Source organism: Cellulophaga sp. RHA_52 (assembly GCF_007827205.1).
In the GTDB taxonomy this organism is placed as follows: Bacteria; Bacteroidota; Bacteroidia; order Flavobacteriales; family Flavobacteriaceae; genus Cellulophaga; species Cellulophaga lytica.
The window spans coordinates 1-13,228 of sequence record NZ_VIRZ01000001.1 but is presented as its reverse complement, the minus strand read 5'-3'; the positions used below and the strand labels follow the sequence as shown (position 1 = coordinate 13,228).

The following is a 13,228-nucleotide window of genomic DNA, read 5'->3' as shown; positions in this document are numbered from 1 at the left end:
GAACAGTTTAGTTACATTTGTGTAATGAAGCTGGTAAAGCAAATTTTTAATTTTTACTTAGATGCAAGCATACATGTGGCTGCATCTGTGTTTTGTTTGCTAGAAATTACGGCACTTATTTTAGATATAACCATAAACCAAAACTTAGCTTATTTTTGTTTTTTTAGTACAATTGTGTGCTATAATTTTATAAAATATGGAGTAGAGGCAAAAAAATATGTTTTGGTTGCTAATAAGTATCATAAAAATATACAGGTGTTTAGTTTTATTGCATTAGCCTTTGCAGTTTACTTTTCATTTTTTCTACATAAAGATGTGTGGTATTGTATGGGAGCTTTGGGCTTATTTACGGGCTTGTATGCGGTGCCGGTTTTGCCAAATGCTAAAAACTTAAGAAGTTTTGGTGCATTAAAGGTATTTATGGTAGCTATTGTATGGGCAGGTGTAACGGTATTACTGCCGGTTTTGTCTGCCAATATGAGTTTAACTACAGACGTATGGATTGAAACTTTTCAGCGTTTTTTAATTGTGCTGGTTTTGTTAATGCCTTTTGAAATTAGAGATTTACAGTATGATTCTCCTGCGCTTAAAACCATACCACAAAGATTTGGAGTTATACATACTAAAATAGCAACAGGTATAGTGGTACTTATTTTCTTTTTTGTGACTTATTTAAAAGATACTATTACACCTTTAGATTTAATAGCAAAAGGTATATTGTTTATTAGCTTTGGCTTTTTAGTGCAATACACACAGGGTAAACAAGGAAAATATTTTGCTTCTTTTTGGGTAGAAGCTTTTCCTATATTTTGGTTTGTAATTGTATATGTTGCTAATTACTTTATTTAGTAACCTCTTCTTGTAGTTTTTGTTTCATTTTAATCTTTTCTTGTTCGGATAAAGATTGCAAATGTGCTTTTTCACAAAGCGATGTAAATTCTGTGTTTTTTCTAGAAAATTGAGGGCAAGTTTTACATATTGCAAGATGAATATATAAACTTATTTTTTCAAAAAAAGTAGCCTCTTTGTATTGTTTTTTGTTGCAGATTTTAGCTGCTTTTTCGCAAGAAATCATAATTAAAACCAATTAGTATTTAAGCATCCCATTAAAGTAGTTCTAGCTCTATGGATTATTACCCATAGGTTAGACGCTTTAATGCCAAGTTCATTACAAATATCTTCTGTACTTACTCCTTGTATTGTTTTCATTTTAAAAACCAATGCTTGTTTCTTAGGCAATTTAGCAATACAATCTTGAATTGCAAGGCCTAATTCTGTATTTTCTAAATCACTGTTGTCTAACTTGCTATATGGGTCAGCTACTTGTTCTTCTAGCCAATCTCCATCAGAGTCTATGTTAGAGTTGTACGTCATTCTAACCTCTGCTTTACCTTTGTTAGAATTTATTTTACGGTAATGGTCTATCACTTTTCTTTTTAAAATAGCAATAAGCCACGTACGTTCAGCGGCATCTCCTTTGTAATTTTTAGCAGATTTTAATCCTGCAAAAAAAGTTTCTTGTACTAGATCTTTAGCAATTTCAGAATCACTTACTCTAGCTACGGCATAATTAAATAGATAATCTGCGTAATTATCTACCCAAGTATCTGGATTAAGGTGGTGCATTAGTTCTTGTTGATTTTTCAAATGTAGGGGATTTTTAATTAATTTGTTTAGTTTTGAAGAAAACAAAATTTTATGAGACCATTTTTAAATTCACTGTTTATACTACTGTTTTTAACTGCTTGTTCACAAAGTAAGTCAAAACATATCACAGAATTTTCACAAAATGATATAAAAAATGCTTTGTTAATAGATGTACGTACTTCTGATGAGTACGGTTTGGGTCATTTAAAAAATGCAAAAAATGTAGATGTTTTGCAAAATACATTTGTAGCTTATTTTGATAGTATACCAAAAACCAAAACAATATACGTGTATTGTAAAAGTGGTGGTAGAAGTGCTAAAGCAGCTGAAAAATTATCAGCATTAGGTTATAATGCTATAAATTTAGAAGGTGGTTACGATGCTATAAAAAACAAAAAATAGCTTATTTAATTAGGTTTTTTAAGGCAGCTTCTAAAGTAGCGTATTTAAATTTAAATCCGTTTTTTAGTAGTTTTTCGGGATAAACATTCATACTATTTAAAATTAAACTTGGCTCTGTGCCTATAATAAAACCACCTATTTTTAGCATCCAAGCAAATGCAGGTAAACCAAAAGGCACCTTAAGCGTTTTTCTTATGGAGGCCATTAACTTTTTGTTAGATTTTGCATCTGGTGCAGCAACAACAATAGGCCCTATAATTTTAGAGTTTTCTATTGCAAAATTTGTAATGGATACAAAGTCTTTAATATGTACCCAGCTTACCATTTGGTTTCCGTTACCTTGTTTACCTCCAAGTCCAAATTGAGCTATTTTTTTTAAAGGAACCAATGCACCACCATTTTTTCCAAAAACTAATGATATGCGCAAAGCTACTTTTCTTGTGTTGTAATTTTTTATACTACCAAAAGCTTTCTCCCAAGCTAAGCCTACATCTAACATAAAGTCTTCTCCGTTTTCTTCTTTGTTTGGGTGAGATATAGCTGCAGAAGAAGCATTTAACCATACTTTTGGAGGGGTGTCTACCAAATTTATAGCTTTGCCAAGCGCAAGAGTAGAATCTATTCTAGAGTTTAAAATAAGTTCTTTGTTTTTTTTAGTAAACCTACAGTCTACGGATTTGCCTGTTAAATTTATAAGTACATCTGCATTATTTAAACAAGTATGCCAAGGACCAATAGTTTTTGCATCCCATTGCACATAATTAATATTTTTGGTTTGGTAAGGTTTACTACGCGTTAGTACAACAATGGCTGTAAACTTACTAGCGTAAAAATCTAGTAACTCATTTCCTAAAAAACCTGTTCCGCCTGCAATTACTAGTTTACTCATATATTAATTATTAAAATAAATGGTGAAAAATACTGTAGATAAATATACCCAAAATACACTGAATATTATGTGTATTATTGTTTCAAATTTTTTGCCTTTCCAAAGTTTTTTTGAGTACACAAAAAATTGAAAAAATAACCTAAATGTCCAAAATATAGCTAAGCCTAAAACAACTTTATTTCCTAAAGTTGTTTCTATAAGTTCTGTTGCAGATGTTACACATAATAACCCCATTAAAAAAACGGTTAACGCAATAAAAAATGTATGCGTAGTCATCATTTGCCTGTTTATTAACGCTAAGGTTTGCAATTCTATTTTCCAATTAAAATACTTTGGAAAAATAATGTGTACTAATGCTAAAACCATTAATAGCGTACCAATAATGTATATATGAATTTGCATATTTTTTTGTTTAATTGCTACAGTTAAAAACCGACATAAAGGGTGTAAATTTTACTTCTTCAATTTTAGAAAGACCAGCATTTTTAAACGTATTCTTCCAAGTTTTTCCACTAAAAAAATGAGTAAAACCAATAGAGAAGGCTAAGAAATTTGGTACATCTCTTAAATGTTCTACCATTATTATTTTTCCGTTTGGTTTACATATTCTTTTACATTCTTTTAAAAACGTTTCTTTTTCTTTATTGTTTCTTATTTCATGTGCTGCAGATAATAAAAATATAAGGTCTGTACTTTTGTCTTTAAGCGGAATTTTATTTGTTGTTATTTGCTTTGTGTTTGGGTATGTTAAGCTAACATTGCGCGCCCTTACAATGGCAGGCTCTGTATGCTGTTTTTTATTGTAAAAATCGAATACTTTTATTTCTGATGTTGGAAATTTAGTCTGAAGAATAAAACTTGTTTCATCAAAACCAGCATTAATATTTACAATTTTTTTTACACTAGTATTGTCATTTATATGTGGTTGCAACCATTTAAAACTGTAGTAGCCGGAAAAATCGTAAACATATGCAGAAACTAGAAGAGGAGTTACTAAGCCATAAACAAATGCACTAATTGTAATCCATACTATTATAGTAGGTAGTTTTAGTAATAGCATAACTGTTAATGCAATGGCTAATACAAGTAAGCCAATAACATAAAAATGCCTGTTAAAACTTAAAATATTTAATACCCCTTGAAATTTTTTTCGGTTTGTTACCATAATTCTAGTTTTCCTTTTTTCCAATAATATGGTATGTTTTTTATGCAAAAAGCATTAGCTAAAACAGCGTTTTTAAACCCAACTTCTTTTAAAAAATTAAAGTGATATTCATTGATATGTATAGGAGATGGTTTCCAGTTTTGTCGTACGCCTTCAATAATTAAAATGCTATTATTCTCTTTATTGTATGTAAAAGTGAATGGTAATGGTCCTGCAAATCTGCGTGCCTCTTTATAGGTGCCAAAGGGTGAGTTTTTTGGCAGGTTAACATCGTCTAAATTATCATTATAATCAATTTTAAAGTTTGAATTTAAAGAGATTATTTGGGTGTTTTTATGTTCTTTTTTAATTGTAATGTCTGTTGTGGTGTAGTTGTAATGTGTAAAAATATTACCCATAAACTGCATTTTCTTTTTATTGGTTTCAGACTTTAAAATATACAATCCTCGTAAGCGCTTACCTGCCTTGTTAGTGTAAGTAACAAAAACTCTATAACCAATTAAAAAAAAGTTATTGCCCATAAATTTGGGTAACCCTTTAGGACGCAAATCTTTTGTTTGTACCATTGCAACAGCTACAAAAGCCCATTTGTCTTTAAACGTGTCTAGTTGTAAGTGTTTTGGTATCCTGTGTGCTAATTCTTCTTTGGGAATGGCAAAAGTAAGTACAGTAGAGTTTGTAAAAAAAGCTTTAACCGCAAACGGATGATTTTTTAATGATGCTACCATACTAGTTTGTTTTTTTTAAATGAAATTCACTATAAAAGATCACACAAATTAAAAGTAAAGCAAAAACGATGTTGTAATTACCCCAAAGCAATAACTCTGGCACTAGAGCAAATTCTAAAATATTCATTACACCTATTATTAGCATTTGTAGCATTGCGTTTACTCTAGATTTATACCCACTAAAAATCCAAACTGCCATAAAAATTTCTAATACTCCAATGCTAATTGTTAGGGGCTTAGCAAAACCATCACCTAAAATATTACCTACAATTTTTTGGTGTCTTGGAACTAAGTTTAGCACTTTGCACATTAACCCGTTTGCAAGCCAAATAAGCCCAATACCAATAGTTAATATTTTATTTAAGATGTTTTTTTGCATTGTTGGATTAGCTAAATATTTTTAAAATGGATTTTGTAATCCAGTTTTTCTGTTGATTAGCCATTTTATTTAAAAGACTATCTGCAGTCTCTGTTAACTCGCACATAGCTTTAGTTTGTTTAATAAACTCATCAGTTTCTTTTGTGCCATCGGGAGTTATATTGCTAACTTCTTTTAATACTTTTATGGTAGGTTGTAGCTCCCTTCGGCTACGTTCTTTAGCAATTATACGTGCTAATTCTTGCACATCTTTTTCAGTTGTAAAATATTCTTTACGTTCGCCTGCTTTAAACTCTTTACTAACAATTCCCCAATCTATAAGTTGTCTAAGATTCATACTTGTATTACCTCTAGAGATTTTTAATTCCTCCATAATTTCTTCCATAGAAAGTGGTTCTGAAGAAATAAATAAGAGCGACTGTATTTGTGCCATTGCTTTATTAATGCCCCAAAGAGTACCTAAACTACCCCAAGTGTTTATAAATTTAGATTTTGCTTCTGTGTAGTTCATCTTTAAAAAAACTTAAATTCATCACAAATATATATTGAATATTTTAAAGTTTCAGTAATTACCGAAAGTTTAATTATCTAACAATGTAAAATAACTAACCTAGTACTGTTATTTTTGGTACAATACTAGGTTATTATGTGCTTTTAAATAAGATTAAAAATATTTACAATATGATTATAGTTCTATTTTAAAAGGCACTTCACTATCTTCCTCATCAAAATTACGTTGAGCCACTAATTTATGTTCTAAAGGCTGGTAAAGTTCAGATTTCATATTACTTCCATTAAATTTAGAGGTCCAATACACTAATTTTTGTAGGTTAAGATTTTTAAAATCGTCAGATACTTTTTCTGAAAATTCACAACCACTAATACTTAATACTTCAAGCTGTGTTAATGTGGCTAATTCTACCGGTAAAACAACTTGTTTAAAATTGTTTATTCCTAAAACACGTAGATTTTTTAGATTAGCAATCCAGGTTGGAATTTTTTCTTCTCTTTTATGTGCTCTAATAAAAAGTGTTTCTAAATTTAATTCAGAAATTGATTCAGGATATATACCTCCATTTTCATCTAAACCTTCTAACCAAAGGTTTTTTAAAGTATTCCAACACGATATCACTTCAATACTTTCATCGTTAATATGATCACAATGTATCAGTTTTACAGCTTCTATAGTATCAACGTTTAGGTTGTCTATGGTTTTAAGAGCTACACTCTGCATTCTTAACTTTTTAAGCTGAGGCAAATTTACAGCAGGAAAAGCATCAAAACCTTTTGCTTCAAATATTCCTAAAAACTCAAGGTTTGGTGTCTGACTTAATAAACATTCTAGAGCTTCGGTAGTTCCGTTATAATCATCTATTCTTAATACTTTTAGATTTGGGTGTTTAAAGGCTGTTAAAGCATTGTTTTGTTCAGGGTTATCTTTATTAAATGTGATGCTAAGACTTTTTAAATTTACTAAAGTTTTAAGTAAGCTGCCAAGCTTACTTGCATCACTTGTAAATTCATAAGATTCAATTTTTTCTGGATGCCTAAAAGTTTCAAAATTTAAAACATTTTCTACATCATTATTTCTATGTCCAAGATTAAATTTAGCAGCACTAATTATAGTGTGAAATTGCTGTAAATTGAGTATTTGAGTTGCTTTAACTTCCATACTAAACACATTAAGCGGTTGTGATCCCGCTTCTATACCTTTAATTTCAGAAATAGTTAAATTGGTAATATACTTAGGTAAGCAATCAGTATTTAAAACCAGTGCACTTGCATTTTTTACAACAAGTTTCTCTAGCTGTTTTATTGTTAAAAATGCTTTGGGGAAGATTGTTACTGGTGCTTCCTCATCTTTATGGTGCCATTCTTTAGAACGATACACTTCTAAAGATTCTAATTTTAAACATTGCTCTATGCCTTTAAATAACCAATCTAATTTATGCTCTAGCCTGTAAGTAAGGTGTTTTAGGTTTTTAAATGCAGCTAATGTTGTTGTGTTTTCTATTTTAGGAGCTTCACAGTTTACAATTATAGTTTCTAAATTAGGAAAAAACGAGGCATTATCTAAAACGTAATTCAACAATTTAGGCGTGTTTAATTCTATTGTTTTTTGTTGGGTTTCCGTAGTCATAGGTGCAATGTTAATATTGCTATTACCTATTTTAGTGACCAATTTAGGTTTGGACGCATCTCCAAAAAACAAGGCCGCTGATATGGTATCTATCTTCGGTGCTATCAGCTCAAAATGTTCTAATTTGGGTAAATCTTCAAAACCATTTGGTAGGCTTGTTATGCTTTTGGACAGCAACATAAACCATTCTAGTTGCTTTAAATGACTAACATCTTTAGGTAATGCTGTTAATTCATCCAGGCTAAATAAATCCATACGTTTTAAGGATTCTGGAAACACGACTTGAGACAAATCTTGAACCCCAACATAACGCAGTTTCAACGCTTTTAATTTAGTTAGTGCTGTAAGCCAATTAAAGTCCGTTAAATTCAGGTTGTCAGTAGAGTTTCTAGACCAGTAAGCCCCTTCAATACCTAATTTTTTCAAAGAAGTTAATTGCGACATTGTACAGGGGAACCTTTTTAAACAAGGCACCACAAGCTTTAATTTTTTTAAATTGGGTAAATTACCAATAGCCTCAGGTAATTGCTCAAACTCACCTTCAAGGTCTAATGATTTTAAAGTTGTTAGTTTTGGTATTTCATTAAGGATATTATCATAGGTATTGCCTTCGCCTTTTAAATGAATCTCTAGACTTTCAATCCCATTAAAGCGTCCTAAAATTTCAGGATGTTCTAACAACTGAACCAAAAACTCTTTCGATAAACTGTATAATCCCAATTCTGGCGCTCTACTAATAAGGCTATAGAGTTTAAACAGGTCTAAGTCTTCTGAAAGCAATCCATATTCTAAAATGCTAATCAGTCTTGCGTTTACAGATTTTATCCCTCCTTTTTGGGTGAGTTTTTTTCGACTTTTAAAGGCGAGTTGTAAAGCTTCTGGTGCCTGTTTTTTTATGATATTGGTACACGCAGTTCTAATATTTTTGTCTGTTGTTGATTTTGCAATTACAAAAATTTCATAATAAAAATCCTCAGGATAGTTGTTGTGGGTTTTAATAGTTTTATAAGATTTTTCAATTTCAAAAAAATTAAAAACAGGGGTATTTATTGTTTTTGGCATTGCAATAATTAAATTTTTAGACTTACAAACTTAGAATATAAGTAAATAGGTTTTCTAACGGTATTCAGTGGAGCTAAAATATCCCATAATTCAGGGATAAAAAATGTTTGTAGTCTTAATAATTTGCGAAAGTTTTAAGATTAAATAAAATAAGAACATAAAGACTTAGTTTATATTTAAACCATAGTAAACAAAGCCTAAATTTAGAAAAGAATATTACCTATATGATTCCATTTGAAAAAGCACAAGCGTATATTAAAAAGTATAAAAAAGAAGAATTAACAGACGCAGATTTTGAACAGTTTTCATATCCATATCAAGTGTTGGGTATGATTGTGGCAGATGTGCTTAACCCACGACAAAGACACGAGACTGTAACTATTTTCTCTAATGTGTTTGATGATGAAACTACCGTAAACCCATGGGCAACTGAAGAAGGTATACGCTTAGGTTCTTTTTTGTTTGGAGATATACAATCTCCTTTTTTACCAGTGTTATGGAGTATGTTTAATGCCTTGCCTTACCAAAACGGGTATAGTAGAAGAGCTTTTAGAACAAAACCAAACACAGATCATTTATATAATAAGTTAGAGTATTTTAAACGTCTTTTATATGCTAACCGTAGTGGTTTTGGCTATTTGTCATTAAAAGAACAATTTCAGTATTCTACGTATTTTGATAATAGACACAGTTATTTTTTTGCTGTTGTATTGGAGTTTAAGGGTGAGTTGGTAGATGAGGTTGTAAAAGATATTATACAGGCCGAAGATGAAATTGGTGGTATAAGTAGGGATATAATTAAAGGTTTATTACTTACAAAAAAAGAGGCGTATTGGGAGTTGGTAGCTAAACTTTTGCTTGCAGCACAACGCCAAGAAGGGTTAAGGCAAACTATTTTAGAATCTATTGATACTACCAGTTTGGGAGCTCTAAAATATATGATGAATGTAATTTTAGAGCATGATTTAACTCGTTTTAGTAGTGTAGTTAGAGCAGTAGATACGTGGTTTGGATTTGGTTGGGAAGCTCCTAAAAAATCTACAATAAAAAGAGTTTTAGAATTAAGTAGAGATCATATTTTAGATTTAAAAAATATTGAAGACTGTTTAACTAGTAATGATAATTTAGAAATTTATATAGGTCTTTGGGCTATTGGTTTAATAAATGTAGATGCTGCTAACCAAAAAGCATTAGAGTTGGTTTATAAAACAGATAGTTTAGAGAAAAAAATACTGTGCCTGTATTTTGTTAGTCAAACGCAGCGTACCCAGAATTCTATTGTTGATTATTATAAAAATGAACTAGGCAATAACCCTGCATTAGATTATTGGTTAACTGTTAATTTACCTGTTTTAGAAATAGATAATGATCTTTTTAGTCGAATTGAAAAAATAGCAACGAGTCTACCAAAAGATGGTAAGGTGTATGAAGGAATGGTTTTTTCTTGGCTAAATTTTACAGTTACACCAAACTATTTTTATAATTTTTTAATCAAGCATGCTTCAGAAGAGCAATTAATTTTGTTATCTAATGATTTAGCAAAGCTGCCATCAGAAATTAGAGAAAGTTATATTAGAAAAATTTTCCCAAACCATTATACATATTCTTTTGGATATAGTTACGGAAGAACAAAACCAAAAATGCTTGTACTATCTAAAGATGCATGGCGAAGAGAATTAGCGCACCAAGCAGTTAAAGATAGAAATGAGTCTGTAATGTCTACGGGTTTAACGGTTTTTCATCATATGCCTTTATACCAAAAAGAATTAGATATTGTAGAGGATTTATTTGGACGTAAAAACAAAACGTTACGCTCTGGGTTAATAAAACTTGTAATTAAGCAGCCAGAAAAAGTATTTAAGCAAACTACGCAAAATTTAATCACATCTAAAAGTGTAGATAGGCGCTTAGCTGCATTAGAAATACTAACAATTGTAGATGAAGAGGAGAAATACCCAGACTTTATAGAAGAACAAATAACACTGTTTAAAGAACGCCCTAAATTTACAAAGAACGAAAGTGTATTTTTAGATAAGTTTTCTAAAACAAAAGTAGGGTATACGTTTAGTAATGGTTTTGGAGCTGTAGACTATAACAACTTAACACCTTTATATACACCACAGGTAAATTTTGAAGAGCCTAAAAGTTTATTTGATAAACTTGGTTTTACACCATCAAAATTTAAGTTCAAAAAATTTATAGATGATGAAAAAATTGTAACTCAAATAAATAAGTTAATAAATCTTATACATGAAAATAGAAATTATGAGTACCAGTTTGAGGCTTATGATGGAGAAACAGGTACAACATTAATTGCAAATGGTATTCATGACATAAAAAGAATTCAAGAAATTGTTACGCCAGAAGTACATTTAAAAAATGTTCCTTTAGCAGATCTTTGGATAAAGTGGTATGAAGAAAGTGGCCTTAATGATTTTGAAATGTATATGGCCATACGCTACATTAATAGAGTTAATGCTCCTTATGGTAATTATGATAAATTAGAAGATTATGTACAAAAATATGTGCCTAATTTAGAAGCTATAAATGTAGACGCATCAGACCGTAGTTATTACAGTGTAAACTCTAAATACACAAAAGTATTAAACCTGTTACTTAATGCTTACGCAGATATGCCAGCATTATTTAGCTTTAAGTTAAGCTTATGGGAAGATGTTATTGCTAATTTTCCAGAGAAATTAAAAACAACTAAATTTTCATACAAAGGGTATATGTATGACAATTACAACTGGGTAAGTGTTGTAGATGGTTTGGTTTGTGTTATCAATCAGGATGAATTAACTGAGTATGGTACATTAGAACAACTAAAAAAATACTGGGATATAAAAATGTATTTGGCTGCACAATACATAGGGTATCCAAAGGTAATAACAAACATTAAAGACATTACAGATAAAAAAATACAAGACAGAGGTTTGGTATTGCCGTATTTAGATATTTCTTTAGTGTTGTATCAAAAAAATATAATTAATAAAGACGATCTTCTTTTTCAGGCACTATACTTATCAGAACTAATGTCTATTTTAGATGGGGTGCAAAATTACAGACTACGTAACGGTAGTTTAGATGTAGCATTGGTTCCAAAAGGTGTTCTTGCAGAGCTTAAAGCAAATATACTTTCTGTAGAGTTAGAGCGTGGAGATTTAGCAACAGATGCATCAGAATATATTTCTTCTCTTTATAAAGTAGAAGGTGTAGACTATGTTTTTAAAGTACTACAACGCATGGGTAAAGATACTTTTGAGCGTGGTTATAGCTATTATGGAGACAGTAAAAGATCTAAGTTTAGCTCTATCTTAAAAAAGAGTGTGTTAAAAGAAACCGAAACTTATGCAAACTTTGCAGCACTAGCAAATGAAACTAAAATTCCTAAAAAACGTTTAGTAGAGCTTGCTTGTTACGCAACGCAATGGGCAGGTTTTGTAGGTGAGTATCTTGGGTTAGAAAAATTAGAAGATGCAGTTTGGTGGTTTCAAGCACATGCATCAGAATATATGAGTAGCGAAAAAGAAACCATTATTTCTAGGTATTCTAATATTCCAAAGTCCGACTTTGCAATTGGAGCTATAGACATAGACTGGTTTAATAAAGTGTATAAAAGTATAGGCAAAGCCAACTGGAAAATTTTACACGAAGCAGCCAAATATATTACAGATGGTAATGGGCACAGACAAGTAAAACTATACTCTAGTGTAATGCTTGGCGAAGTAAAAATTACAGAGACCTTAAAAAAAATAAAGGAAAAAAGAGATAAAGACTATGTACGTGCTTTAGGCTTAATTCCGCTTAGTAAAACTATTCCAGAAAAAGATTTATTAAAACGCTACAACTTGTTGCAACAGTTTTTAAAAGAAAGCAAGCAGTTTGGTGCACAACGTCAAGAGAGCGAGAAAAATGCAGTAGAAATTGCGTTAGACAACCTGTCTAGAAACGCAGGTTTTCAAGACCGCGTACGCTTTAGTTGGGCTATGGAGAGTAAAGCAACTTTAGCAATAATGGAAAACGCCGTTTTAAAGTTTGATGATGCAGTTATAGAACTGGTAATTACAGAAGATGGCAAAACAGATATTTTAGTAACTAAAGGCAATAAAAAACAAAAATCTATACCTGCTAAGTATAAAAAAGACAAGCAAGTATTGGGCCTTAAAAGAAGGCAAGTCTTACTTATCTAAACAATACAGTAGAACCCGTTTGTCTTTAGAAAATGCAATGGTAAATGAAGATGAGTTTACTGCAGCAGAGATTCAAAAAATAATGCAACATCCAATAGTTAAAGTTATGCTTAGCAAATTGGTGTTGTTTGCTCCAGAAAAAGAATTTTCTGGTTTTTATGCAGACGGAGTATTAACAGATACAGAAGGTAAAAAGCATCAATTACAAGATGATGATGTTTTGGTAATTGCACACCCATCTCACCTATACAAAGCCGTACAGTGGGATTTGTACCAAAAACACCTATTTGCAGAGCGTTTGGTACAGCCGTTTAAGCAGGTATTTAGAGAGTTATACTTGGTTACTAAAGATGAGCTAGAGCTTGGTGCAAAGTCAGAGCGTTACCAAGGACACCAGATTCAGCCTAAAAAAACAGTAGCATTATTGCGTAGCAGAGGTTGGACGGTAAGTCATGAAGACGGGTTACAAAAAGTATATCATAAAAAAGGCTTTATGGCAACAATGTATGCTATGGCAGACTGGTTTTCTCCAGCAGATATAGAGGCACCAACCTTAGAGCACATTGTATTTATTCCTTAGAAAATTACAAGCCAATTCCGTTAAAAGACGTGCCATCTGTAGT

13 protein-coding genes are annotated in these 13,228 nt (G+C 31.2%); 4 read left to right on the top strand and 9 right to left on the bottom strand.

The features are described from left to right. The first annotated feature begins 24 nt into the window (after positions 1 to 24). A complete protein-coding gene (locus JM80_RS00060; RefSeq protein WP_013621651.1) occupies positions 25 to 849 on the top strand; it encodes a hypothetical protein in 825 nt (274 codons plus the stop codon). On the opposite strand, the gene JM80_RS00055 is transcribed toward JM80_RS00060, so the two are convergent. Then, complete coding sequence (locus JM80_RS00055; protein WP_013621652.1) at positions 842 to 1,075, bottom strand: hypothetical protein; 234 nt, start codon at positions 1,073 to 1,075, stop codon at positions 842 to 844. The two genes, JM80_RS00060 and JM80_RS00055, sit on opposite strands and share 8 nt — an antisense overlap. Before the next feature lie 2 nt (positions 1,076 to 1,077). Next, positions 1,078 to 1,626, bottom strand: coding sequence for a sigma-70 family RNA polymerase sigma factor (locus JM80_RS00050; RefSeq protein WP_144711127.1), 549 nt, complete (start codon positions 1,624 to 1,626; stop codon positions 1,078 to 1,080). 72 nt (positions 1,627 to 1,698) lie between these two features. Here JM80_RS00050 and JM80_RS00045 point away from each other — a divergent pair, with 72 nt between their 5' ends. Then, positions 1,699 to 2,049: a rhodanese-like domain-containing protein gene (locus tag JM80_RS00045; RefSeq protein WP_038506051.1), complete on the top strand. Its 351-nt coding sequence runs from the start codon at positions 1,699 to 1,701 to the stop codon at positions 2,047 to 2,049. Position 2,050: 1 nt separating this feature from the next. Here the strand turns inward: JM80_RS00045 and JM80_RS00040 are convergent, their stop codons facing one another. The 7 genes from JM80_RS00040 to JM80_RS00010 form a co-directional block, all read right to left on the bottom strand. Next, entirely contained in the window at positions 2,051 to 2,938 is an 888-nt protein-coding gene (locus JM80_RS00040) for a TIGR01777 family oxidoreductase (RefSeq protein ID WP_144708819.1), read from the bottom strand. A gap of 3 nt (positions 2,939 to 2,941) precedes the next feature. Continuing rightward, a complete protein-coding gene (locus JM80_RS00035) occupies positions 2,942 to 3,340 on the bottom strand; it encodes a hypothetical protein (protein ID WP_013621656.1) in 399 nt (132 codons plus the stop codon). A 10-nt stretch (positions 3,341 to 3,350) separates the two neighbouring features. Continuing rightward, positions 3,351 to 4,103 (bottom strand): methyltransferase domain-containing protein, encoded by a 753-nt coding sequence (locus tag JM80_RS00030; protein ID WP_144708818.1) that lies wholly within the window; start codon positions 4,101 to 4,103, stop codon positions 3,351 to 3,353. Beyond that, positions 4,097 to 4,831, bottom strand: a complete 735-nt coding sequence (locus JM80_RS00025) for a DUF2071 domain-containing protein (RefSeq protein WP_144708816.1) — start codon at positions 4,829 to 4,831, stop codon at positions 4,097 to 4,099. The genes JM80_RS00030 and JM80_RS00025 overlap by 7 nt, the downstream gene beginning before the upstream one ends. Position 4,832: 1 nt before the next feature. Further along, positions 4,833 to 5,210 (bottom strand): DoxX-like family protein, encoded by a 378-nt coding sequence (locus JM80_RS00020; protein WP_144708814.1) that lies wholly within the window; start codon positions 5,208 to 5,210, stop codon positions 4,833 to 4,835. Between the two features lie 7 nt (positions 5,211 to 5,217). Further along, the gene (locus JM80_RS00015) at positions 5,218 to 5,721 is read right to left on the bottom strand and encodes a GbsR/MarR family transcriptional regulator (protein WP_144708812.1); all 504 of its coding nucleotides are present in this window, start codon (positions 5,719 to 5,721) and stop codon (positions 5,218 to 5,220) included. A 174-nt stretch (positions 5,722 to 5,895) separates the two neighbouring features. Next, positions 5,896 to 8,412, bottom strand: coding sequence for a hypothetical protein (locus tag JM80_RS00010; RefSeq protein WP_144708810.1), 2,517 nt, complete (start codon positions 8,410 to 8,412; stop codon positions 5,896 to 5,898). A 224-nt stretch (positions 8,413 to 8,636) separates the two neighbouring features. On the opposite strand from JM80_RS00010, the gene JM80_RS00005 reads away from it, so the two are divergent. Both JM80_RS00005 and JM80_RS16540 read left to right on the top strand, forming a co-directional pair. Beyond that, positions 8,637 to 12,605 carry a DUF5724 domain-containing protein gene (locus tag JM80_RS00005; protein WP_255436449.1) on the top strand — a complete coding sequence of 1,323 codons (3,969 nt, stop codon included), beginning with the start codon at positions 8,637 to 8,639 and terminating at the stop codon, positions 12,603 to 12,605. After that, on the top strand, positions 12,520 to 13,185 hold the full coding sequence (locus JM80_RS16540) for a DUF4132 domain-containing protein (protein WP_370511831.1): 666 nt from the start codon (positions 12,520 to 12,522) through the stop codon (positions 13,183 to 13,185). Before JM80_RS00005 ends, JM80_RS16540 begins: the two co-directional genes overlap by 86 nt. Positions 13,186 to 13,228 lie beyond the last annotated feature (43 nt).

What these genes read in the sequence shown, in the direction of transcription:
- JM80_RS00060 (WP_013621651.1), top strand. Translation starts at nt 25, where the DNA reads ATGAAGCTGGTAAAGCAAATTTTTAATTTTTACTTAGATGCAAGCATA.
- JM80_RS00055 (WP_013621652.1), bottom strand. Translation starts at nt 1,075, where the DNA reads ATGATTTCTTGCGAAAAAGCAGCTAAAATCTGCAACAAAAAACAATAC.
- JM80_RS00050 (WP_144711127.1), bottom strand. Translation starts at nt 1,626, where the DNA reads ATGCACCACCTTAATCCAGATACTTGGGTAGATAATTACGCAGATTAT.
- JM80_RS00045 (WP_038506051.1), top strand. Translation starts at nt 1,699, where the DNA reads ATGAGACCATTTTTAAATTCACTGTTTATACTACTGTTTTTAACTGCT.
- JM80_RS00040 (WP_144708819.1), bottom strand. Translation starts at nt 2,938, where the DNA reads ATGAGTAAACTAGTAATTGCAGGCGGAACAGGTTTTTTAGGAAATGAG.
- JM80_RS00035 (WP_013621656.1), bottom strand. Translation starts at nt 3,340, where the DNA reads ATGCAAATTCATATATACATTATTGGTACGCTATTAATGGTTTTAGCA.
- JM80_RS00030 (WP_144708818.1), bottom strand. Translation starts at nt 4,103, where the DNA reads ATGGTAACAAACCGAAAAAAATTTCAAGGGGTATTAAATATTTTAAGT.
- JM80_RS00025 (WP_144708816.1), bottom strand. Translation starts at nt 4,831, where the DNA reads ATGGTAGCATCATTAAAAAATCATCCGTTTGCGGTTAAAGCTTTTTTT.
- JM80_RS00020 (WP_144708814.1), bottom strand. Translation starts at nt 5,210, where the DNA reads ATGCAAAAAAACATCTTAAATAAAATATTAACTATTGGTATTGGGCTT.
- JM80_RS00015 (WP_144708812.1), bottom strand. Translation starts at nt 5,721, where the DNA reads ATGAACTACACAGAAGCAAAATCTAAATTTATAAACACTTGGGGTAGT.
- JM80_RS00010 (WP_144708810.1), bottom strand. Translation starts at nt 8,412, where the DNA reads ATGCCAAAAACAATAAATACCCCTGTTTTTAATTTTTTTGAAATTGAA.
- JM80_RS00005 (WP_255436449.1), top strand. Translation starts at nt 8,637, where the DNA reads ATGATTCCATTTGAAAAAGCACAAGCGTATATTAAAAAGTATAAAAAA.